This is a genomic window from Staphylococcus sp. HMSC056G08 (genome assembly GCF_001812305.1).
Taxonomy (GTDB): Bacteria; Bacillota; Bacilli; order Staphylococcales; family Staphylococcaceae; genus Staphylococcus; species Staphylococcus simulans.
Genome location: NZ_KV808503.1, coordinates 15,187 through 37,253 on the forward strand (window position 1 = coordinate 15,187; position 22,067 = coordinate 37,253).

At 36.2% G+C, this 22,067-nt stretch carries 27 protein-coding genes and 1 riboswitch; of the genes, 4 read left to right on the plus strand and 23 right to left on the minus strand.

What is annotated here, in order from left to right:
- Positions 1–171 precede the first annotated feature (171 nt).
- Positions 172–1,380 (plus strand): FtsW/RodA/SpoVE family cell cycle protein, encoded by a 1,209-nt coding sequence (locus HMPREF2846_RS09100; protein WP_002481760.1) that lies wholly within the window; start codon positions 172–174, stop codon positions 1,378–1,380.
- Between the two features lie 59 nt (positions 1,381–1,439).
- Here the strand turns inward: HMPREF2846_RS09100 and HMPREF2846_RS14435 are convergent, their stop codons facing one another.
- From HMPREF2846_RS14435 to csoR, 5 genes are all read right to left on the minus strand, one after another.
- A complete protein-coding gene (locus HMPREF2846_RS14435; protein ID WP_023016106.1) occupies positions 1,440–1,580 on the minus strand; it encodes an Lmo0850 family protein in 141 nt (46 codons plus the stop codon).
- An 81-nt stretch (positions 1,581–1,661) separates the two neighbouring features.
- A complete protein-coding gene (locus HMPREF2846_RS09105; RefSeq protein WP_070626490.1) occupies positions 1,662–3,854 on the minus strand; it encodes a heavy metal translocating P-type ATPase in 2,193 nt (730 codons plus the stop codon).
- 92 nt (positions 3,855–3,946) lie between these two features.
- Positions 3,947–4,153, minus strand: a complete 207-nt coding sequence (locus HMPREF2846_RS09110; protein ID WP_002481763.1) for a copper ion binding protein — start codon at positions 4,151–4,153, stop codon at positions 3,947–3,949.
- An 18-nt stretch (positions 4,154–4,171) separates the two neighbouring features.
- Positions 4,172–4,378 (minus strand): putative copper chaperone CsoZ, encoded by a 207-nt coding sequence (locus tag HMPREF2846_RS09115; protein ID WP_002481764.1) that lies wholly within the window; start codon positions 4,376–4,378, stop codon positions 4,172–4,174.
- Positions 4,379–4,392: 14 nt separating this feature from the next.
- On the minus strand, positions 4,393–4,686 hold the full coding sequence (gene csoR / locus HMPREF2846_RS09120; RefSeq protein WP_002481765.1) for a copper-sensing transcriptional repressor CsoR: 294 nt from the start codon (positions 4,684–4,686) through the stop codon (positions 4,393–4,395).
- Positions 4,687–4,844: 158 nt separating this feature from the next.
- Here csoR and cls point away from each other — a divergent pair, with 158 nt between their 5' ends.
- Positions 4,845–6,326 (plus strand): cardiolipin synthase, encoded by a 1,482-nt coding sequence (gene cls / locus HMPREF2846_RS09125; protein WP_070626491.1) that lies wholly within the window; start codon positions 4,845–4,847, stop codon positions 6,324–6,326.
- Positions 6,327–6,349: 23 nt separating this feature from the next.
- Positions 6,350–7,000, plus strand: a complete 651-nt coding sequence (locus HMPREF2846_RS09130; protein ID WP_060804054.1) for an HD domain-containing protein — start codon at positions 6,350–6,352, stop codon at positions 6,998–7,000.
- A gap of 56 nt (positions 7,001–7,056) precedes the next feature.
- Here the strand turns inward: HMPREF2846_RS09130 and HMPREF2846_RS14750 are convergent, their stop codons facing one another.
- From HMPREF2846_RS14750 to HMPREF2846_RS09175, 10 genes are all read right to left on the minus strand, one after another.
- The gene (locus tag HMPREF2846_RS14750; RefSeq protein ID WP_256274620.1) at positions 7,057–7,182 is read right to left on the minus strand and encodes a hypothetical protein; all 126 of its coding nucleotides are present in this window, start codon (positions 7,180–7,182) and stop codon (positions 7,057–7,059) included.
- Positions 7,158–7,568, minus strand: a complete 411-nt coding sequence (locus tag HMPREF2846_RS09135) for a GNAT family N-acetyltransferase (RefSeq protein WP_256274622.1) — start codon at positions 7,566–7,568, stop codon at positions 7,158–7,160. The genes HMPREF2846_RS14750 and HMPREF2846_RS09135 overlap by 25 nt, the downstream gene beginning before the upstream one ends.
- 125 nt (positions 7,569–7,693) lie before the next feature.
- Positions 7,694–8,563 (minus strand): membrane protein insertase YidC, encoded by an 870-nt coding sequence (yidC, locus tag HMPREF2846_RS09140; RefSeq protein WP_002481769.1) that lies wholly within the window; start codon positions 8,561–8,563, stop codon positions 7,694–7,696.
- Positions 8,564–8,651: 88 nt separating this feature from the next.
- Positions 8,652–9,290 carry a thiamine phosphate synthase gene (gene thiE, locus HMPREF2846_RS09145; protein WP_070626492.1) on the minus strand — a complete coding sequence of 213 codons (639 nt, stop codon included), beginning with the start codon at positions 9,288–9,290 and terminating at the stop codon, positions 8,652–8,654.
- Complete coding sequence (thiM, locus tag HMPREF2846_RS09150; protein ID WP_070626493.1) at positions 9,291–10,085, minus strand: hydroxyethylthiazole kinase; 795 nt, start codon at positions 10,083–10,085, stop codon at positions 9,291–9,293.
- Entirely contained in the window at positions 10,078–10,899 is an 822-nt protein-coding gene (gene thiD / locus HMPREF2846_RS09155) for a bifunctional hydroxymethylpyrimidine kinase/phosphomethylpyrimidine kinase (RefSeq protein ID WP_002481772.1), read from the minus strand. The genes thiM and thiD overlap by 8 nt, the downstream gene beginning before the upstream one ends.
- Positions 10,900–10,901: 2 nt before the next feature.
- Complete coding sequence (tenA, locus tag HMPREF2846_RS09160; protein ID WP_060804051.1) at positions 10,902–11,582, minus strand: thiaminase II; 681 nt, start codon at positions 11,580–11,582, stop codon at positions 10,902–10,904.
- Positions 11,583–11,649: 67 nt separating this feature from the next.
- Positions 11,650–11,746: riboswitch (TPP riboswitch) on the minus strand.
- A gap of 113 nt (positions 11,747–11,859) precedes the next feature.
- A complete protein-coding gene (locus tag HMPREF2846_RS14935; RefSeq protein WP_070626494.1) occupies positions 11,860–12,621 on the minus strand; it encodes a LysM peptidoglycan-binding domain-containing protein in 762 nt (253 codons plus the stop codon).
- A 209-nt stretch (positions 12,622–12,830) separates the two neighbouring features.
- Positions 12,831–13,508 carry a transglycosylase family protein gene (locus HMPREF2846_RS09170; RefSeq protein ID WP_002481775.1) on the minus strand — a complete coding sequence of 226 codons (678 nt, stop codon included), beginning with the start codon at positions 13,506–13,508 and terminating at the stop codon, positions 12,831–12,833.
- Positions 13,509–14,218: 710 nt separating this feature from the next.
- Entirely contained in the window at positions 14,219–14,635 is a 417-nt protein-coding gene (locus HMPREF2846_RS09175; protein WP_002481776.1) for a single-stranded DNA-binding protein, read from the minus strand.
- 185 nt (positions 14,636–14,820) lie between these two features.
- Here HMPREF2846_RS09175 and HMPREF2846_RS09180 point away from each other — a divergent pair, with 185 nt between their 5' ends.
- A complete protein-coding gene (locus HMPREF2846_RS09180) occupies positions 14,821–15,264 on the plus strand; it encodes a YwpF family protein (RefSeq protein ID WP_002481777.1) in 444 nt (147 codons plus the stop codon).
- 72 nt (positions 15,265–15,336) lie between these two features.
- On the opposite strand, the gene fabZ is transcribed toward HMPREF2846_RS09180, so the two are convergent.
- From fabZ to atpA, 8 genes are all read right to left on the minus strand, one after another.
- Positions 15,337–15,774: a 3-hydroxyacyl-ACP dehydratase FabZ gene (gene fabZ, locus HMPREF2846_RS09185; protein WP_002481778.1), complete on the minus strand. Its 438-nt coding sequence runs from the start codon at positions 15,772–15,774 to the stop codon at positions 15,337–15,339.
- 4 nt (positions 15,775–15,778) lie between these two features.
- Entirely contained in the window at positions 15,779–15,967 is a 189-nt protein-coding gene (locus HMPREF2846_RS14940) for a DNA-directed RNA polymerase subunit beta (protein ID WP_002481779.1), read from the minus strand.
- Between the two features lie 17 nt (positions 15,968–15,984).
- Positions 15,985–17,256 carry a UDP-N-acetylglucosamine 1-carboxyvinyltransferase gene (murA, locus tag HMPREF2846_RS09195; protein WP_002481780.1) on the minus strand — a complete coding sequence of 424 codons (1,272 nt, stop codon included), beginning with the start codon at positions 17,254–17,256 and terminating at the stop codon, positions 15,985–15,987.
- Positions 17,257–17,365: 109 nt separating this feature from the next.
- Positions 17,366–17,599, minus strand: coding sequence for a DUF1146 family protein (locus tag HMPREF2846_RS09200; RefSeq protein WP_002481781.1), 234 nt, complete (start codon positions 17,597–17,599; stop codon positions 17,366–17,368).
- Between the two features lie 186 nt (positions 17,600–17,785).
- Positions 17,786–18,190, minus strand: a complete 405-nt coding sequence (locus HMPREF2846_RS09205) for a F0F1 ATP synthase subunit epsilon (RefSeq protein ID WP_002481782.1) — start codon at positions 18,188–18,190, stop codon at positions 17,786–17,788.
- Between the two features lie 19 nt (positions 18,191–18,209).
- Positions 18,210–19,625, minus strand: a complete 1,416-nt coding sequence (atpD, locus tag HMPREF2846_RS09210) for a F0F1 ATP synthase subunit beta (protein ID WP_002481783.1) — start codon at positions 19,623–19,625, stop codon at positions 18,210–18,212.
- A gap of 22 nt (positions 19,626–19,647) precedes the next feature.
- Positions 19,648–20,511: an ATP synthase F1 subunit gamma gene (gene atpG / locus HMPREF2846_RS09215; protein WP_070626495.1), complete on the minus strand. Its 864-nt coding sequence runs from the start codon at positions 20,509–20,511 to the stop codon at positions 19,648–19,650.
- 33 nt (positions 20,512–20,544) lie between these two features.
- Positions 20,545–22,056, minus strand: coding sequence for a F0F1 ATP synthase subunit alpha (gene atpA, locus HMPREF2846_RS09220; RefSeq protein ID WP_002481785.1), 1,512 nt, complete (start codon positions 22,054–22,056; stop codon positions 20,545–20,547).
- Positions 22,057–22,067 lie beyond the last annotated feature (11 nt).

The window sequence follows — 22,067 nt, forward strand, 5'->3', positions numbered from 1 at the left end:
AATTAAAGTCATAATTGGTAAAACGGTATATAATAGGAAATAGCTACAGATGAAAGTTTAAATATGCTATAGTTTTTCATATGGATAACTATACATAACATACAACTATCGAAGAGTTACCTGTCAACATCAATTGAACTGATGTAAAACATGCATTAAAGGAGACTATTTATGAAAGCTTCACGTCAACAACCTAATAAATCATGGATACGGCGTATTGACTGGGTTTTAATCGGCATTTTGGTAATATTTGCTATCATTAGTGTCGTTTTTATAAAATCTGCCATGGGCGGCGGTCAATATAGCGCAAACTTCAGTATTAAACAAATCATTTATTACATACTCGGTTTTATAATCGCCTTTGCAATTATGGTAATCTCACCGAAGCGTATTATGAAATACACTTATACGTTGTACGGCATTTTATGCGTTTTGTTAATTGTCTTATTGGTAATGCCGGAAACAGCGATAACACCTATCATCAACGGTGCAAAAAGTTGGTACAGTTTTGGTCCGATCAGTATCCAACCTTCTGAGTTTATGAAAATTATACTGATTTTAATGCTTGCGAAGATTGTATCTCGTCATAACAAATATACATTTAACAAATCATTAGAAACTGACTTTAAGTTATTCTTTAAATTATTAATAGTCACAGGTATTCCGATGGCTTTAATCTTTTTACAAAATGACTTAGGGACAACGTTAGTCTGCCTAGCAATCTTAACAGGTGTTTTAATCGTCAGTGGGATTTCTTGGAAAATCCTTGCACCTATTTTCTTAACGATTTTATCAATCGGTGCATTCTTTATTTTATCTATTATCTTCAAACCATCATTAATTGAAAATGGGTTCGGTATTAAAACCTATCAATTAGGGCGTATCGCTTCATGGTTAGATCCTTATTCTTATAGTTCAGGCGATGGTTATCATTTAACAGAGTCGCTGAAAGCAATCGGTTCTGGGCAATTATTAGGTAAAGGACTTAATCATGGTGAAGTTTATATCCCTGAAAACCATACTGACTTTATCTTCTCTGTTGTTGGTGAGGAATTCGGATTTATCGGCGCTGTATTATTAATCATTTTATTTATTGTGCTGATGTTCCACTTGGTACGTCTTGCGAATAAAAACACAATTATTTACAACAAGATTTATATTATTGGATTTATGACACTTGTTTTATTCCATGCAGTCCAAAACATGGGAATGACAGTTCAATTATTACCAATTACAGGTATTCCGCTTCCATTCATCAGTTACGGCGGTAGCTCTTTATGGAGTTTAATGACGGGTGTCGGTGTGATCTTATCAATCTACTATCACCAACCTGTCCCTTATCAACCAGACTTCTTACGTTCTAAATCTTATACAAACTAAAAAAACAGGTTATCGGTTGAACATTGCATTCAATGTCCGAATCGATAACCTGTTTTTTATTACTTTAATTTTGGTGTCGCTACTGAAGTATTCGGTAACGTATGCATAATCTCTAATCTGGATTTCGTTTTCTTAATATTGACACCGAGCGAAGATAACAATTGAACGACATTACGTAGTTTATCTGTATTATTATTCATTCGTGTTCACCCCATCTTCGTATTACTATAGAATAGTTACTTTTATTCTACCCTAAAAATTTTCATTTTACTACATTATTTTTATATTTTCTTTTGTGGTTTAACTTTTTGTAGTCTTAATGCATTGAGTACGACTGAGACTGAACTGAATGCCATTGCAGCGCCAGCCACCCATGGGGCAAGTAAACCGAATGCCGCAATCGGAATGCCGATTGCATTGTAACAGAATGCGAAGAATAAGTTTTGTTTAATATTCTTCATCGTACGCTGACTCATATCTAACGCATCTTCTACTTTTTCAATATCTCCACCGACAATCATAATGTCGCCTGCTTCAATCGCAATATCAGAACCTGTACCCATTGCCAAGCCGATGTTACTTTTTGCTAATGCTGGTGCATCATTGATACCATCACCGACCATCATCACATTTTTACCTTCGTCTTGTAATTTCGTAATCTCTTCAGCTTTATGATCAGGTTTCACACCAGCGATGACACGGTTAATGCCTAACTCTTCAGCAATGGCTTCAGCTGTACCTTGGCTGTCACCACTTAACATCACAATGTCATAATGTGGATTTAAGCGTTCAATTAATGCTTTGGCACTTGTTTTCGGTTCATCTCTTAAGGCAATCAATCCCGCGAATTGATTATCGATTGAAGCTAATACAACCGTTGAACCTTGATGTTGTAAATTTTTTATTTCTGCTTCAAGCTGCTCATCCCAATCATTCAAATCAGGTTGAGTAAAGCTTTGTGATCCGATTTTGATAAACTGTCCATTAATATAACCACTGATACCATTACCTGGATGTGTTTGATACTGTTCTACTATCAAGTTTTGCGCATCTTGATAATAGTCTGTAATTGCTTGTGATAATGGATGTTCAGATTGTACTTCTAAACTTTTTACAAGTGTTCCGAACTGTTGATTATCTGTATTATCGATGACTTTGTATACTGAAGGTTGCCCTTTTGTTAATGTGCCTGTTTTATCAAATACGATTGTGTCCACATTTTGCGTTTGTTCTAACGCTTCAGATGATTTGAATAACACACCTAATTCTGCTGAACGTCCTGATCCAGCCATAATTGAAGTCGGTGTCGCAAGACCTAAAGCACATGGACATGCAATAACTATGACTGCGATAAAGACCTCTAAACTAGATTGAAAATTAAATGGTGTGATAAAACTGAACCAAATAATAAACACAACAAGCGCGATACCGAGTACTGTCGGCACAAAGATTCCAGAAATCTTATCTGCTAAACGTTGAATATTTGGTTTTTCTCCTTGTGCTTCTTCAACAATTTTAATAATTTGATTTAATACTAAATCATCGCCTGTATGTGTCACTTTCACTTTAATAAAGTTTCCATGGTTTAATGTGGCACCGATGACTTCATCACCAATCGTTTTATCTACAGGAATACTTTCACCAGTTAACATTGATTCATCTAAACTAGTCTCCCCTTCGATAATTTCACCATCTAAAGGCACATATTCACCGCTTTTAATCAGTAAAACATCACCTTTCTGTACTTGATCGACTGGTAAAGAGACCGCTTCCCCATCTCGTTCTACACGCGCTTCTTTAACTTGAAGTGATAACAATTTATTAATCGCATCACTCGCATGGCCTTTAGCTTTCGCCTCAAAGTATTTACCAAGTAAGATTAACGTAATTAAAACTGCACTGGTTTCAAAGTACAATGGAATGTGTTTTTCACCTGCATGAATAATCCACATATAGATACTATAGAAGTACGCTGCGGAAGTCCCTAATGCGACTAAGACATCCATATTAGCACTCTTATTTCTTAATGCACCATACGCACCTTTATAGAATTGCCAACCTAGAATAAATTGGACTGGCGTTGCTAAGATAAATTGGAACCACGGTTCTGTCATCACATGAGGGAGTGGCAAGAAGCTTAAGAAACTGAAATGCCCCACCATGGTATATAACAATGGCAATGATAAAATCATCGCAATAATAAATTTCATTTTTTGACGATTTAACTCTTGGTTTTTACGTGCTTTAGCTTCATCTGCAGTTTCAAGCGCAATGGGTTCATAACCGAGCTGTTTCACTTTTTCAAAGACTTGATCCATATCGACATGGCTTTGGTCATATTCGATAGATGCTTTTTCAGTGACTAAGTTCACATTCGCTTGGTCGATCCCTTCTGTACGACTCAAAACCCGTTCAATTCGTGATGAGCAAGCAGCACAAGTCATACCTGATATTTTAAACTCTGCTTTTTCCATATTTCACCCGCTCCTATACCCTACATAGGTATATTTTTATTTAAAAAAGAAGGCTCAGCCATAGAGATAACTTGAGCCTTTATAATTCTGTCTTATTTTACAACGTCATAACCTGCGTCATAAATTGCTGATTCAACTTCAGATAATACTTTATCTTCACCATTGAATGTTACGTCTACTGTATCATTATCTGGGGTAGCCGTTACTTGGTCAACGCCATTTACTTTACCAACAGCATCTTCTACAGCTTTTTTACAATGACTGCAACTCATACCTTCAACTTTTAATTGTTTTTCCATATCACAACACTCCTCTATTTAATTTAATATTTGGTAACCTTGATCATAAATTTCTTTTTCCAAATTGTTTAAACTGATTGGTGTCTGGTAACTCGCTTTCACTTCTTGTGATTTCAGATCCACTTGCACTTCTGACATACCAATCATTTGCTGCAAATGTTCTTGCAAAATATGCTGTTGTTCTTCAGTTTCCATACCACTGATTTGAATCACACTACTATGCATGTCTGACTCCTTTATTAATCTTTAATTAATTTTTGGACGGTAACTAATAATTCTTCCATTGCAGCTTCTGCTTGTCCATCTTCAGCTTTATGCAAAATACAGCCTTTCATATGATGATCCAGCAATTTTACAGCAACACTATTCAAAGCTGAACGTGTCGCTCTGATTTGTGTTAAAACATCATCACAATAAACATCTTCATCTATCATGCGATTAATCGCTCTGACTTGTCCTTCTATACGATTCAGTCGTGCTTTAAGGTTAGATTTTATTTTTTCTGAATGATGTGCGCGTTCTTCTTGCGTCATGTTTGAACCTCCGTCCTGTTAGGTTTCTATCTCTAGAATATACCCTATATAGGTATATGTCAAATGTATCGTGAAAGGTGTGCCTGTGTTACAATAAGTTCAACATCAGCAAAAGTAAAAACATACATAATTGCTGATTAACAACACGGAGGTTACTTATGTATAATTTCGACTTTATACCTTTTCAAGCCAATTTAGTCATCAATATTATTTTAATCGGCTTATTCATATTAAACCTCGTATTCGGTTTCGTTATTGTATTTATGGAAAGAAGATCTGCAGGATCGATTTGGGCATGGTTGCTCGTACTCGTATTCTTACCTGTTATCGGGTTCATACTTTATTTATTGCTGGGCCGCCAAATCCAAAGAGATCATATCTTTTCCTTAGATGAGGAAGACCGTATTGGATTAGAGGCAATTGTTAATGAACAATTAAAAGCATTACAAACCAAAGAGTTCTCTAAAGGGAACCATGAAATCGTCAAACATAAATCAATGGTACAAATGTTGTTGTATAATAACTCAGCCTTCTTAACTACTGATAATGAAATGACGATTTTTACAGATGGTCATGAAAAGTTTGATGCGTTGATTAAAGATATAGAAAACGCCACAGATTACATCCATATCGAGTATTACATTTTTAGAAATGACAAGCTTGGTAAACGTATCTTAGCTGCCTTAGAGAAAAAACTTGAAGAAGGCCTTGAAGTAAAAATGTTATACGATGATATGGGTTCCAGGGGCTTAACTTTAAAAGACTTTGATGAGTTCAGAAGAAAGGGCGGACAAGTTGAATCTTTCTTCCCTTCTAAATTACCGCTTATCAACTTTAGATTAAACAACCGAAATCACCGTAAAATTGTCGTGATTGATGGTTATATCGGATATGTCGGAGGTTTTAATGTTGGCAAAGAATATTTAGGCTTATCCAAACGTTTCGGATACTGGAGAGACACGCACTTACGTATTGTCGGAGATGCGGTCAATGCCTTGCAATTACGCTTTATTTTAGATTGGAACTCACAAGCTAAGCGTGATAACATCACTTATTCTGATCGCTACTTCCCTGACATTGATACAGGTAGTTCTATCGGTATCCAAATCGCATCAAGCGGTCCAGATGAAGATTGGGAGCAAATCAAATACGGTTATTTGAAAATGATTACTTCAGCGAAAAAATCGATTCAAATTCAATCGCCCTACTTTATTCCTGACCAAGCCTTTATGGATGCTGTGTCTATTGCTGCATTAGGCGGTGTAGATGTATCGATTATGATTCCAAATAAACCAGACCATCCATTCGTCTACTTTGCGACATTGAAAAATGTTGCATCACTGTTGGCATCAGGCGTCAAGGTTTATCATTATGACAATGGTTTCTTACATTCAAAAATGATGATTATTGATGACGAAGTCGCAAGTGTGGGAACAGCGAATATGGACCATCGTAGTTTTACACTGAATTTTGAAATCAATGCGTTTATATATGACCATCAAATTGCGGCACAATTGCGTGACCAGTTCAATCAAGATTTAATGTTATCTTCAGAATTAACACAAGAGCGTTATAATCAACGCAGTTTATGGGTGAAATTCAAAGAAGCCATTGCCAACTTAATTTCACCGATATTGTAAATCATAAAGGAGTACACAAAGTCATGAATCAATATCAACAATTAAAATCAGCTGAACAATATATGAAAGACTTCCATCAAACAGATCACACAGGGCATGATATCAACCATGTCATGCGGGTCGTTAAAATGGCACTCTTCATTTCTGAACAAGAAGGCTACGGCAATCCTTACATTATTCAGATGGCTGCATTATTACATGATACGGTAGATACCAAATTAACAGATGAAACTGCTGCTGAAAATCAACTAATTGATTTTTTAAACCGTATTGAAGTTAGTGGACAGGATCAAGAAAAAATTATGCATATCATCAAAAACATCAGCTTTCGTCATAATGTGGATCAAGAAATCCCCTTATCCAAAGAAGGTTATATTGTTAGAGATGCAGATCGCTTAGATGCGATTGGTGCAATTGGTATAGCGCGTACGTTCCAATTTGCGGGTCACTTTGATGAGCCGATGTGGCAAGGGCCTATTCCTGATAGTATTAGTTCTGATAACGAATTAGAAGGTTATGATCCTTCAGCGATTAAGCATTTCTATGATAAATTGTTTAAACTTAAAGATTTAATGCATACTGAAACTGCTTCAGAAATTGCGCAAGAACGTCATCGTTTTATGGAATTCTTCGTCGCACAATTCTTTAACGAATGGCAGTTTACAGAACAATAAGCAAATAAGATGAAGAAGCGGCTGAGAACAAATCTAAATTCTCAACCGCTTCTTTTTTATTCGATATTATATGCTAGGATTAAATCTGTTTGTCTATCATTCCCCATCATGAAATCATGTTCTGAGATTTTCTTGAATCCTAAATGTTTATAGAAACCTAATGCTTGTTCATTTTTTCCCATACACCTAGCCATACACATTTTTTACCATCTTCGACTGCTGTCTTTATAGCAAAGTTCAATAATTTTTTACCATAACCATAGCCATGATAATTCTTCAAAATATATAAGCGTTCTATTTCAGTACAATCAGATGAAACTTGTTCTGTTTGTGAATCCCCTTCATTCAACTTTAAATATCCGACAATTTTATCGTTATCATACAAGAAATAGAAATTCGAATGTGGATCTTCTAATTCACGTCTTAGTTTGTCTTGTGTAAATGCTGTATCTAAATAATCTTTAATATTTTCTGGGCTGTTCATTTCTCTAAATGTGTCATCAAAAGTTCTATAGCTGATTTTCTGTAACTCTAAAATGTCAGCAGTTGTTACTGATTTAATTTCCATTGGTATTCCCCTCCAATTTTAAAATAACACTTTTAGTTACTATTACCATTCCCTATTGTACAAATCCTAAATAAAAAATCAGCTGCAATTTTAGTTGCAACTGATTTTAAGTCATCAATGATGTATTATTTTTTCTTTCTGTTTTTCTTACCTAAGACTTGCGCACCTTTTTGTTTACCGTCTTTACCATGTTTCTTTTCATATTCTCTAATCATTGGAGCGACTTCTTCTTTCGCTTTCTTAGAGTAATATTGGTTCGCAACATATGTTTGAACAATCAAGAACGCGGCACTGACTGACCAGTATAAACCTAATGCAGCTGCTGAACTTAATGATACCCAGATAATCATAATTGGTGAAATGATCATCATCATGTAACTCATTTGTTTTTGTTCAGGCGGCATACTGAATGTTGATACGTAAGCTTGTAGGAAGTATAACACACCGGCAATAATTGTAATCCAAATATCCGGTTTTGCTAAGTTGAACCATAAGAAATCAGGATGTTCTACAATACCACCTGGTGATGGGTATTTTAATACGAAGAATAAGCCCATGATTACAGGCATTTGAATCAACATTGGTAAACATCCAAGCATACTTTGCATTGGATTCATATCGTATTTTTTATAAACTTCCATCATTTCTTGGTTTGCTGCCATTTTTTCTTCTTGTGTGCGTGCACGTTTTACTTTCTCTTTCACTGCGTCCATATCTGGTTTTGCAATCACCATTTTTTCGCGCATTAAGTGACTGTTCTTATAGTTAGAAAGCATGAATGGCAGAACGACAATACGGATTGCTAAAACTAAGACAATAATCGCTAATCCATAATCGTTATTAAAACTAGAGCCTAGCCAATGGATGATGTTATCCATGTTTTTCACAAATGTATTATAGAAAAAACCTGTTCTGTTTTCAGGTTTAGAATAATCACATCCTGCAAGAAAAACCATAACCCCAAGAAGCAAAGGCAATAATGCTTTTTTATTCATTTTTCCACCTCTATTGGTATTATTCACATAAAAATAATTTTATCACATTCTATGAGGTGTAGAAAACAAAAACATAGAATTAAGGGCATTATTTAAAATATTGTAAGAAATTGCGAACGGTTTCTTTAACATTTGAACTCTGAGCAATCGCTGAAATAACTGATACACCTTGTGCATGTGTTTGCGCAATCGGTTCGACATTATTTAACGCAATACCGCCAATTGCAACAATCGGCATACCATTTGTTTTCTCATGCAATGTTTCAATCATTTCTGTGCCGACAGGATCACTGGCATCGTCTTTAGACCCTGTTTTAAATATCGGACCAACGCCAATATAATCGACATCTGTTAAATCAGATTGCGCTAATTCTGTTTCATTGCCGACACTTAAACCGATAATTTTATTTTTAAAGTGTGTCTTAAAAGTATTCACTTTCGCATCATCTTGTCCAACATGAATGCCATCAGCATCAATCAACTCTGCTAATTCAACATCATCATTTAAGATAAAAGGTACATGATATTGTTCACATAATTGTTTCAAAGATTGTGCCAGTTCTTTCTTCGCATTACCTGTTTTAGCGTTAGGCCCTTTTTCACGAAATTGATACATCGTAATGCCGCCTTCTAATGCTTCAGTTAATACTTCATGAATCGTACGACCTTCAGGTATATCTTGTGTTCCGCAAATAAAGTAAACTTTTAAATCCTCTGGTTGAAACACTTATTTCACCTCTTGTGCTTTACGATTTTCTACTGCTGCTTCACTGTCTATTTTATATAATGCATCAATAAATTGAACTAAGAAAGTACCTGGTCCTTTACTTTCACTTAATTGTTCAGCACGTTCAGCTGCAATATTATAAACAGAAACTGCTTCAATTAAATCTTCAATCTCTGGATTTTCATTTCTAAATAAGAATGCACCTACAATAGCACCTAATAAACAACCTGCACCTGTAATTTGCGTTAAGAAACGTGAACCATTATTCAGCTTAACAATTTTATTGTTTTGAGCAATGACATCTGTTTCACCAGTTAACACAATGGCAGTTTGATATTGTTCATGTGCTTTTTTCGCAATGGATAGAACATCCAAGCTTTCAGCACTATCTGTACCTTTCATTGTTGTTGTATCATCTATAAGCGTTAAAATTTCTGAAGCATTTCCTTTGATTACAGTTGGTTTCACTTGCTCTAGGAATGTTTTGCAAAATTGTTTACGATACGTTGATGCGCCCACAGCAACGGGATCAAACACTAACGGTGTGTTTGTCTTATTCGCAATTTTTCCAACTTCTAACATTGCTTGTTCATTCGCTTTTGTCAGTGTGCCAATATTAATTAAGACTGCACCCGCGTGTGGATAAAAATCTTCTGCTTCTTCTGGTGCTTCGCTCATTGCTGGACTCGCACCTAAACTTAAGAGTCCATTAGCTGTAAAATTTTTAACGACATCATTCGTAAAACAAATAACTAATGGATGTTCTGTTCTGATTCTATCTAAACCTTTACTCATCATCTAATCCTACTTTCTTCATATATGCGAAATGGTTAACTGGTCCTCTGCCTTGTCCGATCTCAGGTGTATATTTAATACTTAATGCGATAAAGTCTTTTGCTTTTTTAACCGCTTCATAAATCGTTTTCCCTTTCGCTAGCTCAGCCGCAATTACAGCTGAAAAAGTACAACCTGTACCATGTGTATGTTTTGTTTCATATCTTTCACTTTCAAAAATTTCTAAACCATCTTTCGTAAATAGATAGTCTTTTGCGATATTGTCATCTTCGATATGACCACCTTTAATGACTACACCTTTACTGCCGATTTCTTCTATGAAGATTTTACCTGCTTTTTTAATCGCATCTTCATTATCTAATTTGAATCCTACAATTTCCTCTGCTTCAGGTAAGTTAGGTGTTGCAACATCAGCAAGTGGTAACAAGATACTTTGTAAGGCATGTTTACCTTTATCATCCATTAAAGAGTCTCCACTTTTGGCTAGCATTACTGGATCAATGACATATGGAATTTCAGGATGCTTTTCTAAATAAGTACGAATTAATTCCATCATTTCTTTTGTCGCAATCATGCCAGTTTTAATCGCTTGCGGTAATTCGTCATCAAACACACTATCTAACTGTTCTTCTAACCAAGATAATTCTAAGTTATGAATGTGTTGAACCCCTTTTGTATTTTGCGCTACGATACTTGTGATTGCGGCCATCCCGTACACACCGCATGCATGAAATGACTTTAAGTCAGCCATTACACCTGCGCCGCCTGTTGGATCTGTGCCTGCAATCGTTAAAGCAATTTTCGGTTTGTTCATAATTATTTACCTCCAAATTCCCATTGTTCTTTTGTATAAGCCATATTAAAGAAGTTTCGTTCATGTACTGTACTTTGTAGATAATTCTCTCTGACTTCTTGTCTCTCTGTATCTGTCATATGTTTTGTTAACTCATTCATTAATTGATTTAAAACATCGATTAATGCATCCATTTCTGTTTGATAGAATTCAAACCATTTTTTCAATATAGAAGATTGATTTAATCTGTCATCCTGCATTGCGCGTTTTGCTACTTCTGCATAGACATAAGGACAAGGTGCCATTGCCGCAATCGCATATGCAGCATTTTCATGGGCATAAACGTTGTAATACATATGTTTAATATAATGGTCACCACTTGGCGGCCACACTTTTTGTTGTACGATTTCGTGATACGGTTCACCCACGTATTCTGCCATGAATTCATGTGCTTCCACTTCACCATTCACAATGAATTGAATTTGATCAACTAGAAATCGAACACTTTCTAAATTCGGCATTTTAGGAATTAATAAAGCATAGATATTCGCAAACTCTCTTAAATACGAGGCATCTGCACGTAAATATTGTCTGATTGACTCTTTATCTATATTCCCTTTTAACAATGCTTGAATGAAATTATCGTCATAAATTTGATCAATAATCGGTTGTGCATCTCTTTCAAGTGTTTCAGCAAAAGTCACTTTTATTCCTCCAATAAAAAAACTGCATTCCAACCTAGGAGTGCAGTTTCAGTATTTTTGCATCATGCATACTATGTATCTACTTTCCTACGTTGGTCTTAACCAAATCAGGTTTAAAGGGTCTAGTTTCCTATCTCAGCCAAAAGGCGCCCCTAGCAGTTTTTATTTAATTTATTTACACACTAAACATATCAAAGCCCTTTCATACTTGCAATGAATCTGTTTTCATAAAAAAAGCCGAGACCTCAGTCTCGACTTGAATTTTAACTATTTAACATTAATAACCCCAAGCACTTAATCCTTGTACGTTATATGCATGTACAGCTGAGTTGATTTGATCTTGAACTGTTGCTGTAGAACCATGACCAGGCATTGTTTGGAATAAACCGCTGGCACCTGATGGATTGTACGCATTAACTTGTCCATTTGATTCACGTGCAATGATGTTTTCCCATACTGATGCAGATACGCCTGTACGAGCTTCCATTTGTGCTGCTGCGTATGCACCTGTAGAACCTGCAGTATTACCGTTAGCTAATCTTACTGAACCTGAACCATAAGATGCATATGATGGTGCATTGTATGATGCTTGTGGTGCGTTATAAGATTGTTGTGGTGCTGTATATGATGATTGTGGCGCATTGTTTGATTGCGCTTGATTATAATTATTGTATGATACTTGTTGCGTATTGTATGCATAGTGGCTGTCTGATTGTACAGCTGTTTGTGTTGTCGCAACTTTTTTAGGTTCTTTAACTTTTAAACTTTCATCTACTAAGATTAAGTCAGATTTTTTATCGTTCCATTTTTTTAATTCTTTAACTTTAACGTCGAATTTTTTAGCGATTTTATTTAAAGTGTCACCTTTAACTACAGTATATTCACCTTTTTCATTTAGATACTTTTCAGCGTCTTTTACTTTCTTCGCATGTTCAGCTTTTGATGATGATTTTGCTTGTACGTCTTGAGTTCCAATTCCTGTTGCCAATACTGCTGCAGCAGCTGTCACCGCTGTCGATGCTACTAGTAATTTCTTCATGTAAAATATGTCCTCCCATAAGGTGTTTGTATTAAATCATTTATTTGATGTCTTTATAATAGCATCTATCCTAATAACATAGGTTACAACAATATATATTTCTTGTGTCTTTCTTTACATACATATTACAAAAGGCAGGTTACCTCCTAAATTGGAGATAACCTGCCTGATAGATTTTTTAACTATTTATTTATAATCAGTTAACTGAATTATGCAGTAACCCAGTGACCTGCACCTGCGCCACCGTCATATAATTTAACAGCTGCTGCGTCTTGTACGCTTTCTGGTGCTGATGCTGGTGATTTACCTACCCATTCAGCTGGTGCTACTGAATCCCAAGTTGATTGTAAGAATTGGAATTTACCTGCTGCACCTGATGATGGGTTGATTGCGTGGATGTCGCCACCTGATTCACGTTGTGCAATTGCACGTAAGTGATCATTTAAACCAGCTGATGAACCAGTGCTTGCTGATTGTTGTGGAGCAGCTTGTTGAGCTTGAGGTGCTGCTTGTTGTGCTGGTGCTTGTTGAGTTGTTGCTTCTTGTGCTTGTGGTGCTGCTTGCTCAGCTACTGGAGCTTGTTGAGCTGCTGGTGCTTGTTGAGTTGTAGTTTGAGCTGCTGGTGCGTTACCGCCTGCTTGACCATAGCTCCAGCTCCAATATTGACCGTCTGATTCAAAGTTGAAGTCTAAACCATTATATTCAAAGTTAATATTATAAGCGCCTTCTTGTACAGGGCTTTCGTTTAATTGTTCAGGATTGTTTAATGCTGTTTCTGCTAATTGTGCTTGATCTGCATTTCCTTGTTCAGATGCGTGAGCTTCTGCTCCTACTCCTACTGCGAATAATGCTGCTGTTGCTGATGAAGCTACTAATAATTTTTTCATTTCTAAAAATCCTCCTATAAGGTAATTGTTTTTTCGTGTGATTAATATCATCAATTTGCAATTACAACTATATCATCTGAAATCAGGGTGTAGGTTACAACGAAATAAAAAAATACAGCTTAATTTTACGTGTAAATTACATTAAAATAAAATAGTTAGATATCTTACTATCACTTCAAATCCTATTAATATCACATTCGAACTGAATTTTGACTCTTAACCTATGTAACATTTATGTAATCTTTCAGATAATTGAAGGGTTATTTTACCCTTTACATCGGCTAAAATTTCTAGAAAAACCCGCAATAAAACCCGATTTCTTCTCTGTCAAACGTCTTTTTAAAAAAATAGACCCTGCATAAAGTGAAATTTATGCAAAGTCTTGGTGAGTATTAGTATATTTAAAGAGTTTTTTATGGATTAAGTTGAAAGTACAAAATTGAAAATGGAGCAATCCAATCATCTTTCGCAGTAAAAGCTATGCGTTGGACTAAATAGAGTTTAAAAATAGAGTTTGGAATAGATTATAGGAATCTTCCTATAATAGAAAGAAGGATAATTCTAACATCATAATGAATTACTTTTAATTAACGAGAGGACAGCATGATACTTTGAACAGGATAGAGATAGATACATCATGCTGGTTGTTGCAATTTGATTTTGGGAGATATGCAGTTAAGCATATATAATGTCAATGGATAACTTGGTAGTTAGAGATGAATGGCGTCGAAGGACGGGCTTCCTTCATATTCACCCATCAAAGTGTCCGTTTGTGCATGGTGTGATGAGAATTGACAACTTGAATTGTCATTCGGATGCGAGATAAATTTGATTGTTTCTACAACCAGCTCCATACCGAAATGTGTTTGATTATCTTTTTCATATTTGTAGGAATGCATATAGCCAGTAATACCGACAAGCGATCCTTTTTGTGTATAGCTGGCAATATTTCGGGCAATCTTGCCAAAAGCCTTACAATTAATAAAGTCTACAGATTGTTTGTTCTGGCCTTGATAGTTATAATGACGTTCTGTCGCAACACTAAAGTATACAATATCTGATTCCTCCTTTGCTGTCAATTGAGGTTGTTTCGTCAATCTTCCTACAATAACGATTTTATTAAGCATTTTGTCACCTCCTTGGTTACTATCATATTCAGATTGATACATATCGTCAAAACACAAATTAAGAGAAATTTTATAGTTGATTGGTTAATTTTCTGTACTATCTCTCAAATATTTTTATCTTTTACGCTATACTAGAATCAGAAAGAAAAAATTTGCAGATTTTAAAAAGATTGGAGTGACTTCAATTGAAAACATTTAAAGCAGTCAGATTCCAAATTGTCACTGAACACGGTGGCGTTATAGAATATGAACTCTATGATGGTGTAATTATCAATAAAGAACAAAGCGGCACCGGCTGGTTGTTAGAAATTGTAATCTCCAGTAACCACTACGATATTATGAAAGAATATATGGATGATGAAACATTATTAGATATACGTGTTGTGATCACACGTCCTTCTAATGATCCTGCATTATTCGATGCAACAATTAAAAATATTTCATTATACGATAATGAGCGTATGTCTATTATTTTTGATTGCCACGTCTATACATTAAGACAAGTTTATGCTGAAAATTTATTAGCACAACTTGTAGATGATGGATTATCTGGTGAAGAATTAAAGACTTCATTCAACCGTATGATGCAATCAAAACCACGTTTAAAAGACGAAAAAAGAGAAGATTAAAAAAAGACTGAGACAATATAGATGAATTAAAGCAATGCTTTATATCTATTGTCTCAGTCTTTTTATATCAGCTTATACATCTTGGATTGCAAATGTTAATTCACAGCTACATGCCAATTGACCATCAACAGTTGCTTTCGCAGTGCCTTTACCAATTGGTCCACGCATTTTAGTAATTTCAACTTCTAACTGTAATGTATCACCAGGTACAACTTGTCTTTTGAAACGACATTTATCAATACCAGCGAATAATGCGATTTTACCTTTGTTTTGTTCACTGTTTAAAATCGCAACTGCACCAGTTTGTGCTAATGCTTCAGTAATCAACACGCCTGGCATAACCGCGTATTCTGGGAAATGACCTTGGAAGAATGGTTCATTACCTGATACTTGTTTAATAGCCACACAACGTTGACCTTCTTCATACTCAACAACTTTATCAATTAATAAAAAAGGTTGGCGGTGTGGGATAATGTTTTTAATTTGGTTATAGTCAAAAATTGTTTCCATGTTACTAGCCTCCAAAAATTTGCTTGAAATGATACCAAGTCTGGTATTCAAATATATTAAGCGGATTTTGATGATTCAATATAAAACCGATACACATACCGATGAAAAACATCAAAAGCATCATAAGCATAACGATGAGTATGTGAAAACCAATCGGTAATTTTATCACTTTAAAATAAAAGCGTTTAATCATCTTAATCCCCTACTTACTTATTTATTAACACGCTCAATATCAGCACCTAAAGCTTTAAGTTTACCGTTAAAGTTTACGTAACCTCTATCTAAGTGTTGTAATTCTGAAACTTCAGTAGTACCTTCAGCCACTAAACCGGCTAAAATCAATGCTGCTGCAGCACGTAAATCAGTTGCTTTCACTTGTGCGCCTTGTAAATGGCTTTTACCTGTAATTTTTGCATTGCGTCCTTCAACCGTAATTTGAGCATTCATTCGTTTGAATTCAGCAACATGCATAAAGCGATTTTCAAAGACAGTTTCTGTAATGACTTTATGTCCTTCAGCTGTTAACAATAACGCCATCATTTGTGATTGCATATCTGTAGGGAATCCTGGGTGTGGTAATGTTTTGATATCTACTGGTTGCAATTCACCTTCTGCAGATACTCGGATACCTTTATCTTCATATGATAAGTTGACCCCCATTTCTTCTAGTTTATACAACAAGCTTGTTAAATGTTCTTTAATTGCACCTTTAACTAAAACATCGCCTCTTGTAATAGCGCCTGCTACAAGTAATGTACCAGCTTCAATACGATCTGGGATAATCGCATGTTCTACACCATGTAAAGCTTCGACACCATGAATCGTAATTGTATCTGTTCCTGCACCAGTTACATTACCGCCCATTTCGTTGATGTAGTTTGCTAGGTCAACGATTTCTGGTTCACGTGCAACATTCTCGATAACAGATTTACCTTTTGCTAATGAAGCCGCCATGATGATATTTTGTGTAGCACCTACACTTGGGAAATCTAAGTGAATCTCTGCACCTGTTAAACCATTTGCAGTTTCTGCAAAGACAAAGCCGTTTTCTAAATGAATTTTGGCACCTAGTGCTTCAAATCCTTTGATATGTTGTTCAATCGGTCTGCTTCCGATAGAGCAACCGCCTGGTAAAGCTACTTTTGCATGACCTAAACGTGCAAGCAATGGACCCATGACTAAAATACTCGCACGCATTTTACTGACATATTCATAAGGTGCTTCTGAATTCAATTGTTTCGTCGCATCAACTGTCACGCTGTTATCCTCTTTATGATACTCAATTTCAGCATTAAGCGTTGAAAGTACATTATTAATCGTTTCAACATCGCTTAACTCAGGCACATTATGTAATGTACTCGCTCCCTTTGAAGCTAACAATGATGCAGTTAAAATTGGCAATACTGCATTTTTTGCTCCCTCAACTTGTACTTCTCCTACTAGACGATTTCCGCCTTTAATAATCATTCTATCTCTATTCATTACTACTCCTCCACTTTTTAACTCCTGAACATCTTCAATTTAAAAATTTCTCATCTCTTCTATTACCTATTATTATATATGGAAAAACATTTGAATTACACTCAAACGATTAGCGGCCAAGATATTTAAGTTGCGTTGAAAATTGCAATAAATCTATGATGAAATTACTAACTCCTGTTCCGATTAAAATCGCAAGAAATATAATCAATACTTGTACTTGGACAGGATAACCCTTTTTAAAGAATTGATCCAACCTAATCGCATTCAATGCCCAATATGCGACACAGATACAAAGCACATGCATAATCAAATGCGCAATCGCAAATTGCCCTAAATATTCCATGATCTTTGTCGTCTCCTCAATTGTTTACTGTCTCATATTGTACATGAAAATAGAGTAAAATCATACATTCTTACTTAGAAATTCAAAATCCTAATATCTGTTCACTCATATGTTTACCCTAAAATTTGACATTAAAAAATAGGATATACCTCAAAGTGAGATATATCCTATACTTTATGGTTGTTATTATTTCATTTCCGAAACTTTAATGCGGTTTTCCGCACGTTCTAAAGCTCGTTCTGCTCTGTTAATGTCAGTATCTTCGTCATTGTTATTCAAATGTGATTCTGCTCTTTCTTTAGCCGATTTAGCACGTCTGATATCAATATCTTCAGCTTTTTCTGCTGTCTGTACAATAATTGATGTGCTTTCATGTCTGATTTCAACGAAACCATCACTGACCGCAATGAAATCAATCCCATCTGTATAATTTACTTTAACATAACCTGTTTTAATTGCTGTAACAGTTGGTAAATGGCCGGCCATTACACCAATGTCGCCTCCAACTGTCTGCAGAATCGCAATTTCAACATCATCTTGGTTATAAACAGAACCATTAGGAGTAACAATATTAACGTTCATTGTGTTCATTAAACTTTACCTCCTAATATTATACTTCAACACCCATGTCTTTAGCTTTTTCTAATACATCGTCCATGCTGCCGACTAAACGGAATGCATCTTCAGGGATGTGGTCGTATTTACCTTCAAGAATGTCCTTGAAGTCTTCAACTGTACGCTTAACAGGTACGTATGAACCTTTTTGACCAGTGAATTGTTCTGCAACGTGGAAGTTTTGAGATAAGAAGAATTGAATACGTCTTGCGCGTTCAACTGTGCTCTTATCTTCATCAGATAATTCATCCATACCTAAGATTGCGATGATATCTTGTAATTCTCTGTATTTTTGTAATGTTGATTGTACACGACGAGCAACATCATAGTGTTCTTGACCAACGATGCTTGGTTCAAGCGCACGTGAAGTTGACGCTAATGGGTCAACGGCTGGGTAGATACCCATTTCTGTTAATTTACGCTCTAAGTTAGTTGTTGAGTCTAAGTGAGCGAAAGCTGTTGCTGGCGCTGGGTCAGTATAGTCATCGGCAGGTACGAATACCGCTTGGATAGATGTGATAGAACCTTTCATTGTAGAAGTGATACGTTCTTGTAATTGACCCATTTCTGTTGCCAATGTTGGTTGGTAACCAACGGCTGATGGCATACGGCCAAGCAATGCTGATACCTCAGAACCTGCTTGTGTGAAGCGGAAAATGTTATCGATGAATAAAAGAACGTCTTGTCCTTTAACATCACGGAAGTATTCAGCCATTGTTAAACCTGATAAAGCTACACGCATACGTGCACCAGGTGGTTCGTTCATTTGTCCGAATACCATCGCTGTTTTCTTGATAACACCACTGTCGCTCATTTCGAAGTACAAGTCGTTACCTTCACGTGTACGTTCACCAACACCTGCGAATACTGAAATACCGCCGTGTTCTTGAGCGATGTTATTAATTAATTCTTGGATTAATACAGTTTTACCTACTCCGGCACCACCGAATAAACCAACTTTACCACCTTTGATATATGGTGCTAATAAGTCTACTACTTTGATACCAGTTTCAAGTAGTTCAACTTTTGTTGATAATTCATCAAATTTAGGTGGTTGTCTATGAATTGGTTCACGTGGAACTGATTCAGAAATCGGTCCATCATTATCGATTGGATCACCTAAAACGTTAAATACTCTTCCTAACGTATCTTCACCGACAGGTACACTGATTGGACGACCAGTGTCTTTAACGTCGTCACCACGTTTAATTCCGTCTGTAGAGTCCATGGCGATAGTTCTAACTACGTCGTCGCCTAATTCAAGTGCTACTTCTAATGTAAGAGATTCAGTCGTGCCATCTTTCTTAGGTACATCTAGCACTAATGCGTTATTAATCTTAGGCAGTTCATCATGATTGAATCTTACGTCAATAACTGGACCCATGATTTGTGTTACGCGGCCTACACCCATTCTTTTTTCCTCCTTTAATATACTATTCAAGAGCTGTTGCGCCACCGACAATCTCAGTAATTTGTTGTGTGATTGCTGCTTGACGTGCTCGGTTATATTCTAATGATAAATCGTCAATAAGGTCGCTCGCATTATCAGAAGCATTCTTCATGGCAGTCATTCTAGATGCGTGCTCGCTGGCTTTCGCATTCAGAATTGAGCCGTAAATTAAGCTTTCTACATATTGCGGCAAAATAATATTTAAAATTGATTCTTTATCTGGTTCGAATTCATATGAAGACATTTGTCCATGTCCTGAACTTGTATCTTCTTCTGCTAATGGTAATACTCTTCTTGCAGTTGGCGTATTTTCAAGAACGTTGACGAATTTGTTGTAGTAAATTTCCAACTCATCAATATCACCGTTGCTATATAAATCGATTGCTTTCTTCGTTACAGAAGAAATATCTTTGTATGACGGTTGATCTGGAACATCCGGCAGTGCAAAGTCTACTTCATAGTCTCTGTTTTTGAAGAAATCAATACCTACTTTACCAAGAACGAGTAATTTATAATCGCTCTGACTTTCACCACGCGCTTCGATATCTAGTACCACTTTCTTCAAGATATTTGCGTTATATGCACCAGCTAATCCACGATCACTTGAAATAACTAAGTAACCACGTTTTTTAACCGGACGTTTCTTCAGCATCGGATGATTAGAAGTCGTTTGGCCTGCAACTGCTGTAATCGCATTTTGCATTTTTTCCATATAAGGTTTGAACTGGTTCGTGTTACGTTGTGCTCTGTTGAGCTTAGAACTCGCTACCATGTTCATCGCTTTGGTAATTTGATTCATTTTTTTCGTCGACTTGATTCTTGAATCAATATCCTTTAGAGATCCCATTATTTCACCACCTTATTTATACTTCGCTTCATCTTACTCTTCAGAAATACTGAAACTGCGTTTGAAGTTTTCAATTGCGCTGTTCATTTTTTCTTTGTCAGGTAAAGTACCTTTTGTTTTGATTTCATCTAAGATTTCTGGCGCATTGTTTTTAGTCCAGCTGATGATTTCTGCTTCAAAACGTTGAACGTCTTGAACTGGGATATCATCTAAGAAGCCATTAACTAATGCGTAGATGATTAATACTTCGTTTTGAACTGGTAATGGTTCGCCTTGTCCTTGTTTAAGAACTTCAACTGTACGTTTACCACGTTCTAATTTTCTTGCTGTGAATTCATCTAAGTCTGAACCGAATTGCGCGAATGATTCTAACTCACGGTATGAAGCTAAGTCTAAACGTAAAGTACCCGCAACTTTTTTCATTGCTTTAATTTGCGCTGAACCACCTACACGAGATACTGAGAATCCGGCGTTAATCGCTGGACGTACCCCTGAGAAGAACAAGTCTGATTCTAAGAAGATTTGTCCATCAGTGATTGAGATTACGTTTGTTGGAACATAAGCAGAGATATCTCCGGCTTGTGTTTCAATGATAGGTAATGCAGTAATTGAACCGCCACCTAATTCATCGTTCAATTTAGCTGCACGTTCTAATAATCTACTATGTAGATAGAAAACGTCACCTGGGTATGCTTCACGACCTGGTGGTCTGCGAAGTAATAATGAAAGTTCACGGTAAGCTGCTGCTTGTTTAGTTAAATCATCATAAACGATTAACACTTGTTTACCGTCGAACATGAATTCTTCACCCATTGCTACACCTGCATATGGCGCAATGTATAATAATGGAGCTGGGTCAGCTGCTGATGCAGTTACAACGATTGTGTAATCTAAAGCACCATGCTGTCTTAATTTTTCTACAGTCGCACGTACTGTTGATTCTTTTTGACCAATTGCTACATAGATACAAATCATGTCTTGATCCGCTTGGTTCAAGATTGTATCGATTGCAATTGTTGTTTTACCAGTTTGACGGTCACCGATGATTAACTCACGTTGACCACGACCGATTGGTACTAATGCGTCAATCGCTTTGATACCTGTTTGTAATGGTTCGTCAACTGATTTTCTTGCCATAACGCCTGTTGCTTTTTCTTCAACTGGGCGTGTTTTATTTGTTTCAATTGGACCTTGTCCATCAAGTGGTTGACCTAATGGATTCACGACACGACCGATTAATTCTTCACCTACAGGCACCTCCATGATACGTCCTGTACGTTTAACTTCGTCGCCTTCTTTAATGTCAGTGTATGGTCCTAAAATTACAATACCGACGTTAGATTCTTCTAAGTTTTGAGCTAGTCCAAGCACACCATTATGGAATTCTACTAACTCACCAGCCATAACGTCGTTTAATCCGTGAACTAATGCAATACCGTCACCAATCTGAATTACTGTACCAACATCAGTAACAGACATCTCTGACTCATAATTTTCAATTTGTGAGCGAAGTAATGCACTAATCTCTTCAGCTTTTATGGCCATCTATGTCACTC